Source organism: Corynebacterium sp. p3-SID1194 (genome assembly GCF_025144155.1).
In the GTDB taxonomy this organism is placed as follows: Bacteria; Actinomycetota; Actinomycetes; order Mycobacteriales; family Mycobacteriaceae; genus Corynebacterium.
In genome coordinates this window covers 1-21,150 of the sequence record NZ_JALXWY010000002.1, presented here as the reverse complement: position 1 = coordinate 21,150, position 21,150 = coordinate 1, and the positions used below count along the sequence as shown (strand labels likewise).

The window sequence follows — 21,150 nt, the reverse complement described above, 5'->3', positions numbered from 1 at the left end:
GGGTACAGGCAGCGGCGTGCGCAACGGCGCCGTAGGCACGTCCCGCGCAGCGGAGAAAGGGAGCGAGTGATCATGTCCAACGAGCGAATCCATACTGGCGGAGACGATCCGAACAAGGTCGCATTCCGCGGCCTGACCTTCGACGACGTGCTGCTTCTGCCAGCTGAGTCGCACATCGTGCCGAGCGAAGTGGATACCTCGACTCAGTTCAGTCGCAATATCAAGCTAGGCATTCCGATCGCGTCGGCCGCAATGGACACGGTCACCGAATCCCGCATGGCCATCGCCATGGCGCGCCAGGGCGGCATCGGCGTGCTGCACCGCAACCTTTCCGCGCAGGACCAGGCCGAGCAGGTGGACGTGGTGAAGCGCTCGGAGTCGGGCATGGTCACCGATCCCGTCACGGCATCTCCGGACATGACGCTTAACGACGTTGACGCGCTCTGCGCCCGCTTCCGCATTTCCGGCCTGCCTGTTGTGGACGAAAATGGTGTGCTCACCGGCATCATCACCAACCGTGACATGCGCTTCGAGCGGGACTTCAACCGTCCCGTCTCCGAGGTCATGACCCCGATGCCGCTGGTCGTGGCTGGCGACGGCGTGTCCAAGGAAGAGGCGCTGAACCTGCTGTCCTCCAACAAGGTGGAGAAGCTCCCCATCGTCGACGACGCCGGCAAGCTCACCGGCCTGATCACCGTCAAGGACTTCGTGAAGACGGAGCAGTTCCCGAACGCTTCCAAGGATGCAGAGGGTCGTCTGCTGGTTGCCGCCGGTATTGGTACCGGCGAGGATTCCTACGACCGCGCCGGCCTGCTGGTTGAAGCTGGCGTCGATGCACTGATCGTCGACTCCGCTCACGCCCACAACAACCGCGTGCTCGAGATGGTCAACCGAGTCCAGCGCGACTTCGGCGACCGCATCGATGTCATCGGCGGCAACCTGGCCACCCGCGAGGCAGCACAGGCCATGGTCGATGCCGGCGCCGACGGCATCAAGGTCGGCATCGGCCCGGGCTCCATCTGCACCACCCGCGTCGTTGCCGGTGTCGGCGCCCCGCAGATCACCGCGATCCTCGAAGCCTCTGTTCCCGCCCACAAGGCCGGCATCCCGGTCATCGCCGACGGTGGGATGCAGCACTCCGGCGACGTCGCCAAGGCTCTCGCCGCTGGAGCGTCCTCCGTCATGCTCGGCTCCATGCTCGCCGGCACCGCTGAGGCTCCCGGCGACATCGTCGTGGTCGGCGGCAAGCAGTACAAGCGCTACCGCGGCATGGGCTCCATGGGCGCGATGCAGGGCCGCGGCCTGACAGGGGAGAAGCGCTCCTTCTCCAAGGACCGCTACTTCCAGGCCGACGTCACCAGCGAAGACAAGCTTGTGCCGGAGGGCATCGAAGGCCGCGTGCCGTACCGCGGCGAGATCGACTCCATCACCCACCAGATCGTCGGCGGACTCCGCGCGGCAATGGGCTACACCGGCTCCGGTTCGGTCGAGGAACTGCAGACGAAGCAGTTCGTCCAGATCACTACCGCCGGCCTGCGCGAGTCCCACCCGCACGACATCACCCAGACCGTCGAGGCGCCGAACTACCGCGCTTAGATAGCGTTTTCGCTCACGTTTCCCACGTAGACAAAGAAGGAAGACACCATGCGTGATTACGTCGAGATCGGCATCGGCCGCGAAGCCCGCCGCGCGTACAACCTGCGGGATATCAGCATCGTTCCTGCCCGCCGCACACGTTCTTCGAAGGACGTGGACCTGAGTTGGAATATCGACGCCTACACGTTCGACATTCCCTTCGCTTCCCACCCGACGGACGCTCTGGCGAGCCCCGAGTTCGTCATCGAAATGGGTAACCAGGGCGGGCTCGGCGTGATTAACGCCGAAGGTCTCTGGGGCCGCCACGCCGACCTCGACGGCGCGATTGCGAAGGTGATCAAAGCGTCGCTCGAAGCCGATCACGTCGATCCGGAGTCGACTGCCGCTGAAGACAGCGCAGTGAAGACGCTCCAGGAGCTCCACGCGGCCCCGCTCGACCACGACTTGCTCTCCGAGCGCATCGCCCAGGTCCGCGACTCCGGCGTCACCGTCGCGGTCCGTGTGAGCCCGCAGCACGCCCACGAACTCGCACCCGTCGTGGTCAAAGCTGGCGCAGAGATCCTGTTCATCCAGGGCGAGATCATCTCCGCCGAGCACGTCCAGGAGGGCGGCGAACCCCTTAACCTCAAGGAGTTCATCGGCTCCCTCGACGTTCCTGTGATCGCTGGCGGCGTGGCCGACTACACGACCGCGCTGCACCTGATGCGCTCCGGTGCCGCCGGCATCATAGTGGGCCAGGGCGCGACGACGTCGGATGCCGCGCTCGGCATCGGCACCCACATGGCGACCCAGATCGCCGATGCCGCTGCCGCCCGCCGCGAGTACCTCGACGAGACCGAAGGCCGTTACGTGCACATCATCGCCGACGGCGGAATCGTGACCAGTGGCGATATTGCTCGCGCAGTCGCCTGTGGCGCCGACGCCGTCATGCTCGGCACGCCCCTCGCCGCTGCGTCCGAGGCGGCCGCAGGCGGCTACTACTGGCAATCGCAGGCAGCACACCCGCGCTTCCCGCGCGGTGTCATCGCTCGTGTCGACGGCGGTTTCAGCTTCGGCTGGGGCCTCGACGACCCGGGTGCTGCCGAGGACGTCCTGGAACAGCTCCGCACCGGTAGCCCGAGTCTGGAAACGATTCTGCACGGCCCGAGCACCAGCACGTGGGGCGGCCACAACCTCGCCGGTGGCCTGCGTCGCGTGATGGCCAAGTGCGGCTACACCGATATCAAGAGCTTCCAAAAGGTCGACATCACTCTCACCAGCTAGCTGCGCACTTTCGCAGCCGACAACGCCCGGTGGATCTTCAATGATCCCCCGGGCGTTTTTCATGTCTACGGGGTGAGTCGCATGTCACGGCCGAGTCATCTTGACTCTCCTGTAAGTCCGACTAAAGTTTATCCAGAATAAAAAGTACGTCTAGGCGTAACTTGTGGAACAGCCTTGGCGAATGCATTTTCAGGAAAGGAAAACTCAATGGTTCGGTCGGAAAAGCGGGAGTCACGATCAGCACTGTTCGTGGCAGCAGCCGCGATGATGGCGATGATTCTCGCGGCGGCGCTCGCAGCGTGCGCGCCGGAGGAGGATCGTGCAGACGGCGGAAAGCCGAAAGTGCTGACCACTTTCACTGTGATCCAGGACATCGCCCAGAATGTCGCGGGGGAGCACTTGACTGTGGAGTCTTTGACGAAGCCGGGGGCGGAGATCCACGGCTACGAGCCCACGCCGGCTGATATCCGCCGCGCATCTGATGCCGACCTCATTCTGGATAACGGCCTGAACCTGGAGAACTGGTTCGCGCAATTCGTCGAGGACGTCGACGCGCCCCACGTCACCGTCAGCGACGGCGTGGACCCGATCGACATCACCGAGGACGAGGGCGCGGGCAAACCGAACCCGCACGCGTGGATGAGCCCGGTTGAGGTGGAGAAGTACGTGGACAATATGGTCACCGCCTTCAGCGAACTCGATCCGGACCATGCTGAGGACTTCAAGCAGAACGGCGAGCAGTACAAAAAGGAGCTGCAAGAGGTCCAGGACGGCATGGTCACTGAGTTGGCGAACCTGCCTGAGCAGCATCGCGCACTGGTGACGTGCGAGGGCGCATTCTCCTACATGGCACGCGACGCTGGTCTGGAGGAACGGTTCATTTGGGCCGTGAACTCCGAGAATGAGGCAACCCCACAGCAGATCACCCGTGCCATCGAATTCGTCAAGGAGAACGACGTGCCGGCCGTATTCTGCGAGTCCACGGTCTCGGACGCACCGATGCAGCAGGTAGTTGACGCAACCGATGCCACCTTCGGCGGCACTCTGTACGTCGACTCCCTTTCGGAAAAAGACGGTCCGGTTCCGACCTACCTCGACTTGATCAAGCACGACGCCGACGTAATCACGCAGGCGTTGACGGATAAGAAGTAGGTGCCACGGTGCAACAGGAAGCGTCATCACCCGTGGCGGCCGTTTCGTCGAATGCGACTCCCGCGATATCCGTGCACGATGTCACCGTTCACTATGGGAGCGTGCTCGCGCTCGACGGTGCATCCCTCGAGATTGCGCCGGGACGCGTGTGCGGACTCGTCGGAATGAATGGATCCGGGAAATCTACGCTATTCAAAACGATCATGGGGAAGATCCGGCCGGATACCGGGACCGTCGCCGTCAACGGAGACGACCCCGCGGTTGCCCGCCGCACCGGTGTGCTCGGGTACGTGCCTCAGCGCGAGGCAGTGGACTGGGATTTCCCGGTCAGCGTGCGGGAGGTGGTCATGATGGGCCGCTACGGACAACTCGGTTTCACGCGCCGGCCCCGCCGGGCTGATATCGAAGCCGTCGACCATGCACTCGAGCGTGTGGAGCTCACGGACTATGCCTCACGTCAGATCGGTCAGCTTTCCGGCGGCCAGCGGAAACGCGCCTTTGTTGCCCGGTGCATTGCCCAGGGGGCGAGGATCATGCTGCTGGACGAGCCTTTCGCGGGCGTCGATAAGCGCAGCGAAGCGACGATGACCCGGCTGTTCCGTGAGCTTGCAGACGGCGGTGCCACCGTCTTCGTGTCCACGCACGACCTCCCTGCGTTACCTGAGCTGGCTGATGAAGCGATGCTGCTCAACCGGCATGTGCTCATGCACGGCTCGCCCAAGGATGTCCTGCAACCCGATAATCTCGCCGCTGCCTTCGGGCTGGATGTGATGAAACGATGATCTCTTTTCTCGTCGACCCATTCGCCTACGACTTCATGGTCCGCGCGTTCGCCACGAGCCTGATTTCCTCCATCGTGTGCGCGGTGCTGTCGTGTTGGCTGGTCCTCGTCGGCTGGTCGCTGATGGGCGATGCCGTGTCCCACGCGGTGTTCCCCGGCGTGGTGCTGGCGTATATCGCGGGCATTCCCTTCGCTGTCGGGGCAGTGGTCTTCGGCTTCCTCGCCGTGGGATTGATCGGCGTCGTGCGTGATACGAGCCGGCTCAAAGAAGATGCTGCGATCGGAATTGTCTTCACGACGCTCTTCGCGTTCGGGCTCGTGCTCATCTCCGTCACGCCCTCGCAAACAGACCTCAACCACATCATCTTCGGCAACCTACTCGGCGTCTCCAAAGCTGATCTTGTGCAGATCCTCGTTTTGGGCGTGGCCACGCTGGCTGTGCTCGTGCTCAAGCGCCGCGATTTCACGCTTTTCGCTTTTGATCCCGTGCATGCTCACGCGATTGGTCTGCGGCCGAAGCTGATTGGAGCAGTGTTGCTCGCTCTGCTCGCGCTCACCTGCGTGGTGGGGCTGCAAGCCGTCGGGGTGATCCTCGTGGTGGCGATGCTGATCATTCCGGGTGCGACCGCGCACCTTTTGACCGACAGTTTCGGCCGCATGCTGCTGATCGCTCCTGCGGTGGCCACCGTATGCTCCGTCGTGGGGCTGTACGCGAGCTACTACCTCGACGCTTCGCCTGGCGGACTCGTGGTCATGGCGCAGGGTATCGCATTTTTGCTGGTGTACCTGTTCAGCCCGAGCCAGGGGATCGTCACAGCGCGTGCGCGCCGGGGCGGAACGGCGCGACTAACTGGAGACGAACAGCGCGTCAGTAGCGGTGCGGCCGAGCGGAACTGAGTTCTTTGCCCCGTCCACCTTCACATCGAGCGACTCGGAAAACGGCGCGCCTTCTGTGACCGTGAGAACGGCGCCGACAACGATGCCGTTCTCCTCGAAATACTTCAGCAGGGTCGGGTCCGAATCGGAGATCCGCTCGACAGTGACCGTCGTCCCCGCTGCACCGGCGCCCGCTCCAGCATCCGTGAGGCGGCGCGCATCCAACGCGGGAACCGTACCGTCAGCGGCCGGGATCGGATCCCCGTGCGGGTCGCGGGTGGGGTGGCCGAGCAGCTTGTCCAGCCTGTCCACCAGGTAGTCAGAGACGGCGTGCTCCAAGTGCTCCGCTTCGTCATGCACTTCGTCCCACGTGTACCCGAGAGCCTCCACCAAGAACGTCTCGATGAGCCGGTGGCGCCGAATCATGTCTACTGCGTACCCGCGGCCCTTCTCGGTCAACTCCACCGAGCCGTACGGGGCGTGCACGATCAACTCCTGTGCGGCGAGCTTGCGCACAGCATCCGAGACCGACGACATCCGCAGCCCCGTCTGCTTCGAAATCAGGGTCGCCGTCACGGGTTCTGCCGACCATTCCGTGAGACTCCAGATGACCTTCAAATAGTTCTGGGTCGAGGTGGATAATTCGCTCACCGACATGCGTTCAACTCTACTTACCTTCCGGGACCACGCTTATCGACGCCGCCGTGAGCCCGCAATCCGCCCTGCACAGTTGCGACTGTTCAGTCTATTCAGGCCATGAGTTAGACTCTGAAACCGTGACTACCTCCGCGAACGCACCAGAGCAGACCCCGCCCGCAAACGCCCACCCGCGCCCCGTCCTCGTCGTGGACTTCGGCGCGCAATATGCGCAGCTCATCGCACGTCGTGTGCGTGAGGCACGCATCTATTCGGAGGTCGTGCCGCACACGATCACGGCCGCAGAACTCAAGGCTAAAGACCCGGTGGCGCTCGTGCTTTCGGGCGGCCCGTCGTCCGTGTACGAGGACGGCGCACCCCAGCTCGACCCGGAGATTTTCGAGCTCGGCCTGCCAACCTTCGGTATCTGCTACGGCTTCCAGGTGATGACGCAGGCGCTGGGCGGCACCGTGGCCAAGACCGGCTCCCGCGAGTACGGCCGCACCGCCATGGATGTCCGCGGCGGCGTCCTCCACGACGGCCTGGAGGCCAACCACCCGGTGTGGATGAGCCACGGCGATTCCGTGACCGAGGCTCCGGAGGGCTTCGACGTGACCGCCACCTCTGAGGGTGCGCCCGTCGCCGCTTTCGAGAACACCGACACGTGCATGGCCGGTGTCCAGTATCACCCGGAGGTCATGCACTCTCCGCACGGCCAGGAGGTGCTCACGCGCTTCCTCACCGAGATCGCCGGCCTTGAGCAGACCTGGACCGCGTCCAATATCGCAGAGCAGCTTATCGACGCCGTCTCTCAGCAGATCGGCCCCGATGGCCGCGCCATTTGCGCCCTGTCCGGCGGCGTTGATTCTGCCGTTGCGGCCGCACTGGTGCAGCGCGCCATCGGCGACCGCCTCACCTGTGTTTTCGTTGACCACGGCCTCCTGCGCCAGGGTGAGCGCGAGCAGGTCGAGACCGACTTCGTCGCCGCCACCGGCGCCAAGCTCGTCACCGTCGATGAGCGCGAGGCCTTCCTGAACAAGCTCGCCGGCGTCACCGAGCCGGAGGCCAAGCGCAAGGCCATCGGCGCTGAATTCATCCGCTCCTTCGAGCGCGCTGTCGCCGGTGTCCTCACCGAATCCGGCGATGACGCACCCGTCGACTTCCTCGTTCAGGGCACCTTGTACCCGGACGTCGTCGAATCCGGCGGCGGTGCCGGCACCGCGAATATCAAGAGCCACCACAACGTCGGCGGCCTGCCCGACGATGTCGAATTCGAACTCGTGGAGCCCCTTCGCCTCCTGTTCAAGGATGAAGTCCGCGCCGTCGGCCGCGAACTCGGCCTGCCCGAGGAAATCGTCAACCGCCAGCCCTTCCCGGGCCCCGGCCTGGGCATCCGCATCATCGGTGAAGTCAACGAGGAGCGCCTAGAAACCCTCCGCGCCGCCGACGCCATCGCCCGTGAGGAGCTGACCAAGGCCGGCCTCGACGACCAGATCTGGCAGTGCCCCGTCGTCCTGCTTGCCGACGTCCGCTCCGTCGGCGTCCAAGGCGACGGCCGCACCTACGGCCACCCGATCGTGCTGCGCCCCGTCGCCTCCGAAGACGCGATGACCGCCGATTGGGTCCGCATCCCTTACGAGGTCCTGGAAACCATCTCCACCCGCATCACCAATGAGGTCGAAGACGTCAACCGCGTCGTCCTGGACATCACGTCGAAGCCACCGGCCACTATCGAGTGGGAGTAGCGCCCCGGCCCCAGCTGGGCTCACGCATTGCGCCCAGCTGGGCAGCTCCGCTAGCCAGACCGGCCAATTCGGCCTATATTCAGCGCGTTTTCACTGTGCGTTTTCCACGACCCGGATATCGCCGATTTTCTGGCTCAGATTCAGCGTGAGAACTTGGCCATCGCCGTCCACTCGTTCGTGGGGGCAGTCGGTCTCGCCGATGCTTGTGTGGCATCTGACATCGACTGGGCTTCCTTCTGTCGGAAGGAGGACTTCAATCGACCCGACCATGCCATTCACATCGAGTGTCGCTGGCTCATCCAACGGCCAAAGCCCCGTGAGGTCTACCGTGATGCTGCCGAACGTGTTCTTCACAGGATGGATTGATTCTGGGTCCGTGATGAACTCTTCCTTCGGCCCGACCCACCCCGCTTCCCGAGCGCGGAACGTGATGGAAGTGCCCATCCCAAGGACAGTGATGATGGCCAAAGCAGTCACCATGTTCTTCCACATTCGCTCTGGATTCTCCGGCGGCTGTTCCCCGGTAGTGACTAGCGGTCGGCAGCGGTTCCGGTTCGGGGCTTGGTAGGCCCCAGCCTGGTAAGCACCCTGAGGTGTGTACGGCGAATGCTGCGGGTGCCCAGCCCCAACTCCCGTGGGGTGGCCGGGTCCAGCTGGAGTGTATGGATTGTGCGGTAGTTCAGGCTCAGCCGCCGGGTGATAGCCATGAGCATCGTGGCTGCCGGGTGCACCGTAAAACCCTTGCGCACCGTAGCCATTTTGAACACCGGGGTGGGGGCCTGCCGCCGGAGGCGGGGGCACAAGTAGCCCGGGTGGCGATTCGGGATAACGCTCGTGCAAGCGCTTCCAGCCGAGGTAGAAGATCAGTGCGGCCAGGGGGACTGTCAACCCGTAGGCTTCACCGAACTTGAAAATGGTGCTCGAAGAGAAGCAGGCCAGAAGGAGGATCATCGCCCACCCTAAGATGCGATCCTGCTCGTCTTCCGGGGTCAGAGGGAGTTTAGGTTTGACGATTACATCGATGGGGGCGGAGTGCCTACCTTTTTTGGGCATGAGCAGGATGCACAGGGCGTACAGCAAGAGGCCGATGCAACCGATGAAGAACAGGACGAGGAATGCGATTCTGATAAATGACGCATTCACCTGGTAACGCACTGCGATGCCTTGGCAGACACCAGCGAGTTGGCCGTCTTCATTGCGACCGGGAATGCGGGGTGGGCGTGTATCCCACATGTCCTTGAAAGAAGTGCCTGCGGTGCTCATGCGTTAGGTGTGCATTCTGTGCTGGTGCCCGTTTTATCCCTGGCGCTACCAAAGCGCCGGAGCCTGGAAACCCAGGTTTAGGCATACGGGTTGTTCTGCGGAGAGTACGGGTTGGCGTTGCCGCCCGGCTGGCCGTCATTGGTCTGCGGTTGCTGCTGCGCCTCCGGCTGCGGCTGAGCCTGCGGCTGCTGAGCCTGCGGTTGCTGCTGCGCCTCGGGCTGCTGCTGCACCTCGGGCTGTGGCTGAGCCTGAGCCTGCGCGTGGCCGCCACCTGCCGGCGGCTGGGGTTGGGGGTTGCCGGCGGAGGGCTGGGGCTGCTGTGGTCCTGGGGTGGTCGGTGGGATGCCGAGTCCCTGGGGTGGCACGGGGGTGCGGTTGTGGAGGAGCCACCACGCAACGAGTCCAAGAATGGGGCCGACGAGCGGGAGGACAATGAAGCCGTACCGGAAGCCCATGATGATGGAGGGGAAGGCGGACATGAGGAAGATGATGAGTGCGATGAGCAGGATCCAGCCGGTGCTCTGCTCCTTCTTCTCTGTTTCGGTCAGGTTGTTCTTGTCGCCGAGGACTGCGCTCAAGGGCGAGGAGGCGGTGTTGATGCGCGGCATGGTCAGCCAGCACAGGAGGTAGAGGAGGATACCACCGCCGCCGCCGAGTACTGTTAGCACGGCGAATGCGATGCGGACGATCGTGGGATCGATTTGGTAGCGCGCGCCGATTCCTTCGCAGACGCCTGCAAGCATGGCCTTGCCGCCGTTTTCTTTGGGGATGCGCGGAGGTCGAGTTTCCCACATGTTCTGAGGACTGCTTGTGGAGTTGGTCATATATCCAAGTATGCAGTTTCCTGGGTCACTTCGCTGGCACCGTCGACCGTTTTATAATGCGGGCCTGGTTGTTGGTCGCGCTCAGTCGGCGTAGGCGAGGCGTCGCGAGCCGTCGACGTGCGGGTAGAGCACCCATGCCGCGCCCGCGACGAGCAGGAATGTGAGCGCGACGCCCCACGCGGGCCACTGTGCGAGCGGGGCCAGCATCAGTGCGAGCCACCAGAGCATCAAGGGCACGAGCATGCTTATCGACGGCACCGTGCTCACCTTTTTCCTCACAGCGAAAGCCCGCATCTCCGCCCGGTAGGGGTGGAGAAGAGTGACCGCCACGGCAAGTACTGCGCATCCGATGGCGATCAGGACTTTCGGGCCGATGGCCAGCTGCGAGACCATGACAGCGATCGACCCGGCGACACCTGCGGTGCCTGTCGTCCGCACGAGTGCTGGCGTGGGAATCGGGGTGATGCGGCTGCGGACATCGTGGGCGTACATAGGAGTGGACGCTACCACACCGCTGCTGATAGAAAATGTGTTCGAAAGATTTAATTGACCTTGGTTCACTCGGGGAGCATAATCAACGTCCGTGAGTGGAACAAGTGTTCGTAAGGTGGCCCAGGAAGCGGGTGAGGTGCCGGTGTCGGCAGCCCCCGCTGGCCTTGCGCGCGCCGAACAGATCGCTGAGCTCCGCTCCAAGATGGCGCAGATCGGCGGGGATGTTCCTGGCGGCGGCACCTTAGCCGGATTCGGGGAAGGGGTCGTGGCCGGAGAGGATGTGCTGGCGCTCGGCGAGCAATTCCGCTTTGTCCTTCCTGGTGGAGGTTTGCCACGCCACGCAGTCACACATATGAGCGATACCCCGGCGCTGGTCGCAGAAATGCTGCTGAACGTGGTCGAGGCGGGCGGCCACGCTGGTGTGGTGGGGTGGCCGGAGCTGTCGTATGCCGGGATCGGCAGGAAGCACCTGGACAGAATCATCGCGGTCCCGGATCCGGGCGCGGACCCGCTGGGGATCGCGGCAGTGTTCACGGAGGGGCTGGACCTGGTCGTGTACCGCTCGCCGGTTCAGCTCGCCTTGTCGCCGGTGCGGTGTCGCCCGCTGCTGGGCAAACTTCGTAAGGGCCGCGCCGCGCTGATGATGGTCGGTGCGACTGTTCCGTCGCCGGCGCTCACTATCACGGGGGACATCCAGTCTTTCCGCGGTATTGGGCGCGGCACTGGCCGGATCACTGGCGTGGATATCCGGGTGCGCGCGCAATCGAAGAGCGTCCATCCGGCCTCGGCCACTGTCACCGTGGGTCAAGCGGCTGCGGAAACAGTTGCTGAGACAGCAGCCGAGACAGCCAGTCACCCCGTGCTGAAGGTGGTGCGGTAAGTGCGCGTCGCGGCGGTGTGGTTCCCGGATTGGCCGGTGCAGGCCGCGCGGCTGGAAGCGGATGATGAGCTGGAAGAACCACTGGCCATTGGCGCGCAGTACCGCATCAAGGTGGTCTCTCACCGCGCTCGCGCGCTGGGTGTGTGCCGCGGAATGAAGGTGCGTCATGCGCAATCGGTGTGCCCGGAGCTGACGGTCATCGATGACAACCCGGACCGCGATGGGCGCATGTTCACCGCGTTGGCTGCAGGCTTTGATGATGTCGCAGCATCGGTGGAGGTGCTGCGCCCAGGTCTCGTGGTGGTCGATATCGCGGCTGCGGGCGCATTCCACGGCAGTGAGGAAAAGGCGGTGGAGATGCTGCTTGACGCAGCTGCACGCCGCGGCATCGACGCTTTTGCCGGAGTGGCCGATGAGATCGCCACGGCAGTTGTGGCCGCACGATCGTCCGCGGTAGTACCGCCGGGCGGGTCGGGTGAATTCCTGGCCCGGCAACCTTTGAAAGTGCTGGTGGCGGAGTCCAGCCTGGGTGCGGATGTGGAGACGGTCAAGGCGCTGGGGCAGCTGGGTGTGACCACGCTGGGGGAGCTCGCCCAGTTGCCTTCGACGGCGGTGTCCACCCGCTTCGGCCGCGCGGGCATGGCCTGCCACCGTATTGCCCGTGCTGCGCCGGATCGGCGGGTCGCGCCGGAACTCCCGGTGGCGGACCTGAGCGTCGCCATCACGCCGGAGGACCCGATTGACCGGGTGGACGCGGCGGCGTTCGCTGCCCGTGCGCTGGCGGCGAGCCTGCACGAACGCTTGGCGGAAGCGGGGCAGAACTGTCTGCGCTTGAAGGTCAAAGCAGAGCTGGCTGACGGCACTGTGGTCGAGCGCATCTGGCGTACTCGTGAGGCGCTTACGGAGGAGGGCACCGCCGACCGTGTGCGCTGGCAGTTGGACGGGTGGTTGACCAGCGGGGGAGCGGGCACGATCACTGCGCTTGTCCTGGAACCGCTGGAGCTCGCCCAGCCTGATTCAGCAGGCCAGCTCTGGGGCAGGGGCGCGGGTGGCTCTGGTGCTGGTGAGGCGCGTCGCGTGGCGGAACGGGTGCAGTCGGCGCTGGGGATTGATGCGGTGCTTCAACCCCGGTTCGTCGGCGGGCGCGGTGTGGCGGAGCGCATCGCGTTGGTCCCGTTCGGGGAGCGCGACCCGGAGACGGCGGATGGTCAAGACCCGGCGGAGGCATCGTGGCCGGGAACTATCCCGCCACCGCTGCCAGCACGAATTGGCGGCGGTGTGGATCACCCAGCGGCGAAGATCACCATGATCGATGATTCCGCGCGTCCTGTCGGCGTCACGGCCGAAGCGTTGCTCAGTACGACGCCGTACGCGTTGAGCTGGGGCGGCAGCCACTACCTGATCACGGGGTGGGCAGGGCCGTGGCCGGTGGACGAAGGCTGGTGGGGTGAGCACCCGCACAAGGTCGCGCGGCTGCAGGTCGTCGGCGAGCGAGAAGACGGTGGCGCGCCGTTGGCGTGGTTGCTGCTGTGGTCGAAGCAGAACTGGAGGGTGGAAGCGATGTACAGCTAAGGGATCACAGGCGCTGCGCCGGCGTTATGCCCGCCCCGGTCAATCCCGCGCGATGTCGATGACGAGGCGGGTGGGGTTGTAGAGCGTCTGCACGGAATACGGCGTGGCCTTCTTCAGACCAATGACGATCTGGCTGCGGCCGGCAGAGGTGCCTGCGTTGAGGACCTCGACGACGGAGCCGGCACCGTCGGCGTGGTTGGCTTCGACATCGCCACGGCCGATGTCCTGCGGGTAGACGGTGCCGTCGATGTTGACGTTGAGAAATGCGCGGCCCTCCACCTGGAGTGGGGCACCTACGGTCTGTCGGACGGGGGAGGAGACATAGTCCACGAACCAGCCGGGTTCGCCGTCGCCGTCGAGGTTGATGATGACGCGGTCGTATTTGTCCTGGCGACTGACTTCCATGCCGGTCACGGCGAGTCGGCTCGGTGCGCTGGGGCGGGTGGTTTTCGGCGCGGAATTCGCCTCCGCCAGGTGGCCGTCCTTGGTCGCGACCAGCGCGTCGGAGTTCTGGTCGCCGCGAGGGCGTTCGCCGCGGCGTTCCTCGCGTTTATTCACGGTGCCGGCTTCGTTGAGGGTTTTGCCTGCCTGCAGTTCCTCTTCATTGTCGGGGAGGATGCCGGCGGTGTCGGCTGTCTCGGCGCCGGGGGCACTCCCGCCGGTTTGAGATGCTGCCCCGCACCCGGAAAGGGTCGCCAAAGCGAGCGCTGCGGCGGTCACGGCCGCGCCTGCGCGCGCAAAGCCCGGGGCGCCGAGATTCCGGCGACTCGGGGAGGCATTGAAATTGAACACGGGAACAGGGTATCGAGCACTGACCTAAACGCGAAATTTATTCATGTGCGACGGGGAATTGAGACGCAATAGTGACCGATTCGTTGTGGGGAGGAGCAGGGAGCGTCGATAAGCTACTTTGAGGCTGTTTTGAAAGATAGGCTACCCTTAGAAGCATGTCTGTCGACCGCCGAACATTGTGCTCTGATGTGGAAGTTGAGCCCCTGCCCGGCACTGCGAAACAAGCGGGCGTGTACGTACTCTTCGAGTATCCGGGCCCGTGGAGCCACGACATTTTGGACGGCGACACTTTCGGCGCGGAGTTGACCGCGAGGCTCAAGGCCAAGATGAAGGAAGCGGGCGCGTCGCTGCAGCTCATCCGCCATCCCACGCGCGAGGGGCGCGCGATCGACGACCATCATCTCTACATCGTGTTCTCTGATATTGGGGTCACGGAAGTCCTGCACGTCGACGGCCCGGAGGCGATCCTCGACCTCGATTTGTCGGGGCCTGGCAAAAACGGCGGGCAGACGCGCATCGCGCCGCTGCTGCTCGTGTGCACGCACGCGAAGCGCGACCGCTGCTGCGCCGTGAAGGGCCGCCCGCTGGTCAGCGAGTTGGAGCGTCGCTACCCGTTCAAGAAAACGGGCGATGTCGTGTGGGAGACCTCCCACGTCAAGGGGCATCGTTTCGCGCCCGCGCTGCTGCTCATGCCGTGGGGCTACAGCTTCGGCCGCATGAACCTCGAGGCGACGGAGGCGATGCTCGCCGCGGCGATGCGCGCGCAATATTTCGTGCCCGGTAACCGCGGCCGCGGGACCCTCACCCCGCCCGAGCAGGCCGCGGAAATCGCGGTCGCCGCGCACCTCCAGCGTGAAGGGGGCGAGGTCGCCTACGGCCAGCTGTCGGTCGATCACTCGGAAGTCGGCGAGAATACAGCGTCCATTTCGCTTCTCGACGCCTCCTCCGCCCGCACCTTCACCGTCTCCCTGCGCAAAGAAGAAGCCGCAGGAGTGGTGTCCTCCTGCGGCGATGAACCGAAGACCGGTTCGTACTGGGCTGTCAGCTCTGTCAGCGGCGCATGACCTTCCGTGACAGGTAGTTGCCCAGAAGCTGCGCCAGCTGAACGATCACCACGATGGTGATCACAGCCACCCAGGTGACCTCTGGCTGGTAGGCGCGGTAACCGTAGACGATCGCGAAGTCACCGAGACCGCCACCGCCGATGTAGCCCGCCATGGCGGACATGTCGATCACGGCGATGAAGATGAAGGTGAAGCCCAAGATCAGCGGGCCGAGCGCCTCCGGGATGATCACGGTGCGGATGATGCGCCACGGGCCGGCGCCCATCGCGCGGGCCGCCTCGATCACGCCCGGGTCGATGGCCACCAGGTTCTGCTCCACGATGCGGGCCACGGTGAAGGTGGCGGTCACGCACATCACGAAGGTGGCGGCCTCGCGGCCGATCGTGGTGTCCACCACCGCCAAGGTGACGGCGTAGAGCATGGCGATCATGATGATGAACGGGATCGGCCTGAAGAAGTTCACCAGGATGTTGAGCACCCAGTAGACGACCTTGTTCTGCAGTACTCCGCCCTGTCGGGTGGTGTACAGGAACAGGCCGATGATCAGGCCGAAGAAACCACTCACGATCATGGTGATGACCACCATGAACAGGGTGTCGCTGATGGCGTTGAGATAGGTGGGGCCGAGGCGCTCCCAATCGACCTCGCCGGCGGCGAGAATGAGTTCGTTCGTGGCTGTCATTAGTGAGCCTCCCCAGTCGTCACGGCGGTGGATCCTGTCGTAGGTCCTGTAGTGGTGCCAGCTGTGATCTCGTTGATCGTGGTGGTCTGGCTCAGGGTGGAGTAGAACTCCTCGATGGCCTCGTGGTCGCCGGTCAGGCGGACGGTCATCTTGCCGAAGGAGTGGTCCTGCAGCGTGGTCACGGAACCGTGGACCACATCAAGGCTCACTCCGCGCTCCTGCAGCTTCGCGGCTGCGGAGAAGAAACCGGACTCGGCGGTCAGGTCGACCGTGAACAGGCGGCCTTCCTTGCCCATGAGCTCGTGCTCTTCAGCGGCAGACGGGGTGTTGCGCAGGCTGGTGGACACAAAGCGGTGCGCCACCTGGGTCTGCGGGTTGGAGAAGACCTCGTACACCGAGCCGTGCTCGACGATCTTGCCGTCCTCCATCACAGCCACCTTGTCGGCGATGGCGCGGATGACATCCATCTCGTGAGTGATCACCACGATGGTGATGCCGGTGCGCTCATTGACCTCCTTGAGCAGAGCCAGGACTTCCTGGGTGGTCTCAGGGTCGAGGGCGGAGGTGGCTTCGTCGGCAAGCAAAAGCGAGGGGCTCGTGGCGAGCGCGCGGGCAATGCCGACGCGCTGCTTCTGGCCGCCGGAGAGTTGCTCCGGGTAGTTCTTCCCGCGCTCGCTAAGGCCGACGAAGTCAAGCAATTCCGCGACCCGGGCCTTGCGGTCAGCGGCGCTCATGTTCGTCATCTTCAGCGGGTATTCAATATTGCCCGCCGCGTTCAACGACGAGAACAGGTTGAACTGCTGGAAGATCATGCCGATATTTCGGCGTACCTCGCGCAGCTGCTTGGCCGGCATACCGACGATATTGGTGCCGTCCAGCAAGACCTGTCCCGAGGTGGGGGTGTCCAGCCCGTTGATCATGCGCACGAGCGTGGACTTGCCGGCACCCGAGTACCCGATCACGCCCAAGATCTCGCCCGGTTCGACGGTGAGATTGACGTTGTCCAGCGCGTGGACGCTGGGGCCCTTCCTCCGGGGGCGGAACACTTTGTTCACGTCCCGGAATTCGATCCTGGTGCCGACTGTTTCGGCCATTACTTCGCTTCCTCCACGAGGCGGTCGAGGATCTTGTTCAGGTCCTCCTTGGATTTCTGGACCTGAACGGCGGTGCCGTTGGAATCCTCGTTGAGGGCATCGGTGACCTCAGGGGTCTGCCAGATCTCGACGAGCTTCTCGTAGGTCGGGTTGTCGATGTCCTCAGCGCGGACCGCGAAGACATTGATGTACGGCTCAGCCAAGTCGGAATTCGGATCGTCGGAAGCGACAGCGGTGGACGCGTCGATGCCAGCGCGGGAGAGCCAGTTGTTGTTGATGATCGCCGGGTCGCCCTGGTTGTAGGCCGTCGGGGTCTGGGATGCGTCGACCGGGGTGACCTCGACCTTGGAGCCGTCCTTGTCGATGTCGGCCGGGGTCGGGTTCAGCTTGTCGGCACCGTCCTTGACCTTGAGCAGGCCAGCTTGGACGAGAACGTTGATGGCGCGGCCCTGGTTCGACGGGTCGTTCGGGATGGCGATTTCCTGGCCCTCAATGCCGTCGAGAGAGTCGTGGTCCTTCCAGAACAGGCCGAGGGTGTTGATCTCGGCGGAGCCGACGATCTTCAGGTCGTTGCCGGAGGTGGCGTTGTACTGCGACAGGTACAAGATGTGCTGGAACTTGGAGATGTCGATTTGGTTCTCCGCCAGCGCCGGGTTCACCGGGGTGTACTCGGTGAAGGGGACGAGCTCGAGTTCGATGCCCTCTTCCTTCGCCTTGTCCATGAACACAGACCAAGCCTTCTGGTCGGAGTCGGTGGTGCCGATGCGGATGACCTGGTCATCGCCGCTCTCTGCGGAATCAGAGGAGCATGCAACCAGGCCGGTAGCTGCCAGGATGGAGGCTGCTGCGGTTGCGATTACACGGTTCAGGCGCATGTCGCTTCCTGCTTTCTTGATCGTCGTGAAAAGAATGTGAGAAGAATGTAACACCGTGTGTACCGCTTAGTCTAGTTTGGGTTCACCCCAAGTAAACGTCGATTGGAACACAGTTTCGAGTGGCGCTATTCTTGTGGCGTGGATTTCCGTGGTGGTGAAGGTCTGTCCTGGTCGCGGCTGGAGCGTGTGCTCTCCGGCCGTCCCGGGCCTGTACCCGTGCCCGTCGATCACACCCGCGAACCCGCCCGCGAGCGCATCCCGCGCGGCCAGCCGACCGTGCCGTTCGCCGAGCTTCATGCCGTGTCCACGTACAGCTTTCTGTCGGATACTGGCGGGGCGAGCGAGCCTGAGGAGTTGGTCGCCCGCGCCCGTGAGCTCGGTCTTTCCGCGCTCGGTGTGCTGGACAGGGATGGTTTCTACGGTGCGGTCAAATTCGCCGAAGCAGCGGCGGAAGCTGATATCCCTACGGTTTTCGGCGCGGAGCTTTCGCTTATCGACGCCCCGCCTTTACCCCTCATCGCCCGCGGCCCCGAGGGGTACCGTCGCCTGTCCCGTCTGATGGCCCGCGCGCATATGGCAGGAGGGGAGAAGGGTGTGCTGTACTACCCGCCTTTGCAAGATATTGCTGCCGAATTGGATGGCACCTGTATTGCCCTGGCTGGGTGGCGCTGGGCTGACCGTATCGATGATCTGATCGAATGCTTTGGAATAGACCGAGCGGTCAGGGAATTCGAGATCTCCATGCTTCCGGAAGACGTTGACCGCCACGCCGCACTGCGTGCTCATCCCGAGATCCCCGCCATTATCACTGCTGCTCCCGGTGCGGCGACCAGGGACCGGGCGAGGTTGGCGGGGGCGAAGAGGGCATTGGGGCGTCGTCAAGCGATTGCTTCTTCCTACCGCGACGTGCACCCGATGGGCGCGAACTGGCTGCGGTCTGGCGAGCAACTCCTGGCGATGGCCCCCGACTGCGCCGACGCCCTCGCATTCACCGTTGAGCTCGCCGAACAGTGTGCGTTCACCCTCGACCTCGTTGTGCCGCAGCTGCCGCGGTTTCCCACGCCCGATGGCCACGACGAGATGAGCTGGCTGCGGAAACTCGTGGAGGAACGAGGCCGCGAACGGTACGCCGCGCGCCCTGACGACGTGCGCGAACGTGCTCGCGCCCAGATCGAACACGAGCTCCGCGTCATCGAGCAACTCGGCTTTCCCGGCTATTTCCTGATCGTCGATGACCTCGTTTCGTTTTGCCGCGACGCGAATATTTTGTGCCAAGGTCGCGGATCAGCTGCGAACTCCGCGGTATGCTTCGCGCTGGGCATCACGAATGTCGACCCGATTTCCGCTGGTCTCCTCTTCGAGCGCTTTCTGTCGCCGGACCGCGACGGGCCGCCCGATATCGACATCGATATTGAATCCGGCCGCCGCGAAGAAGTCATCCAGTACACCTATGCGACCTACGGCCGCGAGAATGCCGCGCAGGTGGCCAACGTGATCACCTACCGCACGAAAGGCGCAGTGCGCGACGCCGCCCGCGCGCTCGGCTACCCGGCGGGCGCTGCCGACGCGTGGTCCAAAGGCATCGCCTCGCCTCCTGAGCGCGTCGAGACCTTGGCTGCGCAACTGAAAGGGCAACCCCGCCACCTGGGAATCCACTCCGGCGGCATGGTGATCTGCGACCGGCCCATCGCCGATGTCGTGCCGGTGGAATGGGCCCGCATGGAGGGCCGGTCCGTCGTGCAGTGGGACAAAGACGACTGCGCTGCCGCTGGCCTGGTCAAATTCGACCTGCTCGGCTTAGGCATGCTCGAAGCGCTGCACCACATGATCGACCTCGTGCGTGAGACCACCGGCCGTGAGGTCCATCTGTGGGAACTCGACCTTGCCGACCCGAGCGTGTACGACATGCTCTGCCGCGCCGATGCCGTCGGCGTGTTCCAGGTCGAGTCCCGCGCGCAGCTGAACACCTTGCCGCGTCTCAAGCCGCGCCGGTTCTTCGATCTCGTCGTCGAGGTCGCCCTGATCAGGCCCGGCCCGATCCAGGGTGGGTCCGTCCATCCCTACCTGCGCCGACGCGACGGTCTCGAGCCTGTCGATTACGAGCACCCCGTCCTCGAACGATCCCTCGGTAAAACCCTCGGCATCCCTTTGTTCCAGGAGCAGCTCATGCAGATCGCCGTCGACGCCGCCGGCTTCACCGGCGCTGAGGCTGATTCCTTACGCCGCGCCATGGGCTCCAAGCGCTCGCCCGCGAAGATGGCCGCTCTTCGTGAACGGTTCTTTGACGGATGCTGGTCCACGAACCGGATTGACGCAGCTACGGCTGACCGCCTGTGGCAGAAGATCGTCGCGTTCGCCGCCTACGGCTTCCCCGAATCCCACTCCCAATCGTTTGCATCCCTGGTGTATTTCTCCGCCTGGTTCAAGCGCTATTACCCGGCCGAGTTCTGCGTCGGACTCCTGCGCGCTCAGCCGATGGGCTTCTACTCCCCGCAGTCCCTGATCCAGGACGCCCGCCGCCACGGCATCACCGTCCTGCCCGTCGACGTGAATGCTTCTGGCGTTGAGGCCCGCTGCGTCGATTCCGGCACCATCCGCGTTGGGTTGAACCTGATCAAGGGACTGGGTGCCAAAGTCACTGAACGGATTGAGACTGCCCAGGCTTCCAGCGCCTTTACCGGTATTCCCGACCTGTCCCGCCGCGCGGATCTCTCCGTCGAGCACGTCGAAGCGCTCGCTCGTGCGGGGGCTTTAGATTGTTTTGGTGTCGACCGCCGCCAGGCCCTCTGGCAAGCCGGCGTCGCCGCGACCGAACGCGACGGCATGCTGCCCGGCCTCTCAGCTATCGACGCCCCCGCCCTCCCCGGCATGAACTCCTTCGAACTCATGGCCGCCGACATCGCCGCCACCGGCGTCACCCCCGGCCTCATGCCGATGGACATGCTGCGTGATGCTTTGACCAGCTCCAACGTTCTAACCGCCGCAGACCTGAAACGCATTCCCGACGGCACCCGCATCCGCGTCGCCGGCGTGGTCACTCACCGCCAAGCCCCGCGCACCGCCGCCGGCGTGACCTTCCTCGGCATGGAAGACGAGACCGGCCTGACCAACATCATCATCCCCAAAGGCCTGTGGAACCGGCAGAAGATCCTTGCCCGCACCGCCAAAGCCCTCATCGTCCGCGGCATCGTCGAGAACGCCTCCGGCGCCGTCAGCGTGCTTGCCGACAAACTCGAGCCCCTCGAGATGGGGGAGTGGCTCACCCGCGGGTCCCGCGACTTCCGGTAGCGCGTGCTCGGGGCAGGTCTTAGAAGGAGGCGAGTCTGGTTGGCCCTTGCAGGCGGGTGGATCTACTTTGCATTCCCAAAGTGGGTCATTTCTTATAAGCCCATGTCAGGGGATTTTCACTATGCAGGGCAGAGGGCCCAAATGTAAAGCAGATCCACCGTGGTTGTCGCACGGGCGGCTCCCACTTCGTTTGCTGCGCCCGCCGCGCCGGTGCTGCCTGGAGCGTTCGCAGTGGCCGGTCTCTACCGACCGGTGAATCTGTTTACATGCCCCCC

Annotated in this window: 18 protein-coding genes; 10 read left to right on the top strand and 8 right to left on the bottom strand. The window is 64.2% G+C overall.

The annotated features are described in order from the left end of the window. Nucleotides 1-72: 72 nt before the first annotated feature. From guaB to M3G19_RS02210, 5 genes are all read left to right on the top strand, one after another. A complete protein-coding gene (guaB, locus tag M3G19_RS02230) occupies nt 73-1,596 on the top strand; it encodes an IMP dehydrogenase (protein ID WP_259900254.1) in 1,524 nt (507 codons plus the stop codon). 48 nt (nt 1,597-1,644) lie between these two features. Next, nucleotides 1,645-2,859: a GuaB3 family IMP dehydrogenase-related protein gene (locus tag M3G19_RS02225; RefSeq protein WP_259900253.1), complete on the top strand. Its 1,215-nt coding sequence runs from the start codon at nt 1,645-1,647 to the stop codon at nt 2,857-2,859. Nucleotides 2,860-3,066: 207 nt separating this feature from the next. Continuing rightward, nucleotides 3,067-4,011, top strand: a complete 945-nt coding sequence (locus M3G19_RS02220; RefSeq protein WP_396121732.1) for a metal ABC transporter substrate-binding protein — start codon at nt 3,067-3,069, stop codon at nt 4,009-4,011. 32 nt (nt 4,012-4,043) lie between these two features. Further along, complete coding sequence (locus M3G19_RS02215) at nt 4,044-4,793, top strand: metal ABC transporter ATP-binding protein (RefSeq protein ID WP_259900252.1); 750 nt, start codon at nt 4,044-4,046, stop codon at nt 4,791-4,793. After that, entirely contained in the window at nt 4,790-5,689 is a 900-nt protein-coding gene (locus M3G19_RS02210; RefSeq protein WP_259900251.1) for a metal ABC transporter permease, read from the top strand. Before M3G19_RS02215 ends, M3G19_RS02210 begins: the two co-directional genes overlap by 4 nt. Here M3G19_RS02210 and M3G19_RS02205 read toward each other — a convergent pair. Further along, nucleotides 5,639-6,325, bottom strand: a complete 687-nt coding sequence (locus tag M3G19_RS02205; RefSeq protein WP_259900250.1) for a metal-dependent transcriptional regulator — start codon at nt 6,323-6,325, stop codon at nt 5,639-5,641. The genes M3G19_RS02210 and M3G19_RS02205 overlap by 51 nt on opposite strands. Nucleotides 6,326-6,444: 119 nt before the next feature. On the opposite strand from M3G19_RS02205, the gene guaA reads away from it, so the two are divergent. After that, the gene (gene guaA / locus M3G19_RS02200; protein ID WP_259900249.1) at nt 6,445-8,049 is read left to right on the top strand and encodes a glutamine-hydrolyzing GMP synthase; all 1,605 of its coding nucleotides are present in this window, start codon (nt 6,445-6,447) and stop codon (nt 8,047-8,049) included. A gap of 90 nt (nt 8,050-8,139) precedes the next feature. Here guaA and M3G19_RS02195 read toward each other — a convergent pair whose 3' ends face one another. From M3G19_RS02195 to M3G19_RS02185, 3 genes are all read right to left on the bottom strand, one after another. Then, a complete protein-coding gene (locus tag M3G19_RS02195) occupies nt 8,140-9,312 on the bottom strand; it encodes a PspC domain-containing protein (protein WP_259900248.1) in 1,173 nt (390 codons plus the stop codon). A 77-nt stretch (nt 9,313-9,389) separates the two neighbouring features. Continuing rightward, nucleotides 9,390-10,136, bottom strand: a complete 747-nt coding sequence (locus M3G19_RS02190; RefSeq protein ID WP_259900247.1) for a PspC domain-containing protein — start codon at nt 10,134-10,136, stop codon at nt 9,390-9,392. 81 nt (nt 10,137-10,217) lie between these two features. Further along, nucleotides 10,218-10,628: a hypothetical protein gene (locus M3G19_RS02185; RefSeq protein WP_259900246.1), complete on the bottom strand. Its 411-nt coding sequence runs from the start codon at nt 10,626-10,628 to the stop codon at nt 10,218-10,220. A 91-nt stretch (nt 10,629-10,719) separates the two neighbouring features. On the opposite strand from M3G19_RS02185, the gene M3G19_RS02180 reads away from it, so the two are divergent. Further along, complete coding sequence (locus M3G19_RS02180) at nt 10,720-11,508, top strand: hypothetical protein (protein ID WP_259900245.1); 789 nt, start codon at nt 10,720-10,722, stop codon at nt 11,506-11,508. After that, on the top strand, nt 11,509-13,080 hold the full coding sequence (locus M3G19_RS02175; RefSeq protein ID WP_259900244.1) for a DNA polymerase Y family protein: 1,572 nt from the start codon (nt 11,509-11,511) through the stop codon (nt 13,078-13,080). Nucleotides 13,081-13,119: 39 nt separating this feature from the next. On the opposite strand, the gene M3G19_RS02170 is transcribed toward M3G19_RS02175, so the two are convergent. Then, nucleotides 13,120-13,872 carry an AMIN domain-containing protein gene (locus M3G19_RS02170; RefSeq protein ID WP_259900243.1) on the bottom strand — a complete coding sequence of 251 codons (753 nt, stop codon included), beginning with the start codon at nt 13,870-13,872 and terminating at the stop codon, nt 13,120-13,122. A 155-nt stretch (nt 13,873-14,027) separates the two neighbouring features. On the opposite strand from M3G19_RS02170, the gene M3G19_RS02165 reads away from it, so the two are divergent. Then, entirely contained in the window at nt 14,028-14,936 is a 909-nt protein-coding gene (locus M3G19_RS02165; protein ID WP_259900242.1) for a sucrase ferredoxin, read from the top strand. On the opposite strand, the gene M3G19_RS02160 is transcribed toward M3G19_RS02165, so the two are convergent. From M3G19_RS02160 to M3G19_RS02150, 3 genes are read right to left on the bottom strand one after another with little or no spacing between them, the layout of a single operon-like run. Beyond that, nucleotides 14,923-15,618, bottom strand: coding sequence for a methionine ABC transporter permease (locus tag M3G19_RS02160; protein WP_259900241.1), 696 nt, complete (start codon nt 15,616-15,618; stop codon nt 14,923-14,925). The two genes, M3G19_RS02165 and M3G19_RS02160, sit on opposite strands and share 14 nt — an antisense overlap. Next, entirely contained in the window at nt 15,618-16,712 is a 1,095-nt protein-coding gene (locus M3G19_RS02155) for a methionine ABC transporter ATP-binding protein (RefSeq protein WP_259900240.1), read from the bottom strand. The genes M3G19_RS02160 and M3G19_RS02155 overlap by 1 nt, the downstream gene beginning before the upstream one ends. After that, a complete protein-coding gene (locus tag M3G19_RS02150) occupies nt 16,712-17,587 on the bottom strand; it encodes a MetQ/NlpA family ABC transporter substrate-binding protein (RefSeq protein WP_259900239.1) in 876 nt (291 codons plus the stop codon). The genes M3G19_RS02155 and M3G19_RS02150 overlap by 1 nt, the downstream gene beginning before the upstream one ends. Before the next feature lie 138 nt (nt 17,588-17,725). Between M3G19_RS02150 and M3G19_RS02145 the strand changes: the two genes are divergently transcribed. After that, a complete protein-coding gene (locus M3G19_RS02145) occupies nt 17,726-20,875 on the top strand; it encodes an error-prone DNA polymerase (protein WP_259900238.1) in 3,150 nt (1,049 codons plus the stop codon). Nucleotides 20,876-21,150 lie beyond the last annotated feature (275 nt).

Coding starts and splice junctions, on each gene's coding strand:
- guaB (WP_259900254.1), top strand. CDS start 73: ATGTCCAACGAGCGAATCCATACTGGCGGAGACGATCCGAACAAGGTC.
- M3G19_RS02225 (WP_259900253.1), top strand. CDS start 1,645: ATGCGTGATTACGTCGAGATCGGCATCGGCCGCGAAGCCCGCCGCGCG.
- M3G19_RS02220 (WP_396121732.1), top strand. CDS start 3,067: ATGGTTCGGTCGGAAAAGCGGGAGTCACGATCAGCACTGTTCGTGGCA.
- M3G19_RS02210 (WP_259900251.1), top strand. CDS start 4,790: ATGATCTCTTTTCTCGTCGACCCATTCGCCTACGACTTCATGGTCCGC.
- M3G19_RS02205 (WP_259900250.1), bottom strand. CDS start 6,325: ATGTCGGTGAGCGAATTATCCACCTCGACCCAGAACTATTTGAAGGTC.
- M3G19_RS02195 (WP_259900248.1), bottom strand. CDS start 9,312: ATGAGCACCGCAGGCACTTCTTTCAAGGACATGTGGGATACACGCCCA.
- M3G19_RS02190 (WP_259900247.1), bottom strand. CDS start 10,136: ATGACCAACTCCACAAGCAGTCCTCAGAACATGTGGGAAACTCGACCT.
- M3G19_RS02185 (WP_259900246.1), bottom strand. CDS start 10,628: ATGTACGCCCACGATGTCCGCAGCCGCATCACCCCGATTCCCACGCCA.
- M3G19_RS02165 (WP_259900242.1), top strand. CDS start 14,028: ATGTCTGTCGACCGCCGAACATTGTGCTCTGATGTGGAAGTTGAGCCC.
- M3G19_RS02160 (WP_259900241.1), bottom strand. CDS start 15,618: ATGACAGCCACGAACGAACTCATTCTCGCCGCCGGCGAGGTCGATTGG.
- M3G19_RS02155 (WP_259900240.1), bottom strand. CDS start 16,712: ATGGCCGAAACAGTCGGCACCAGGATCGAATTCCGGGACGTGAACAAA.
- M3G19_RS02150 (WP_259900239.1), bottom strand. CDS start 17,587: ATGCGCCTGAACCGTGTAATCGCAACCGCAGCAGCCTCCATCCTGGCA.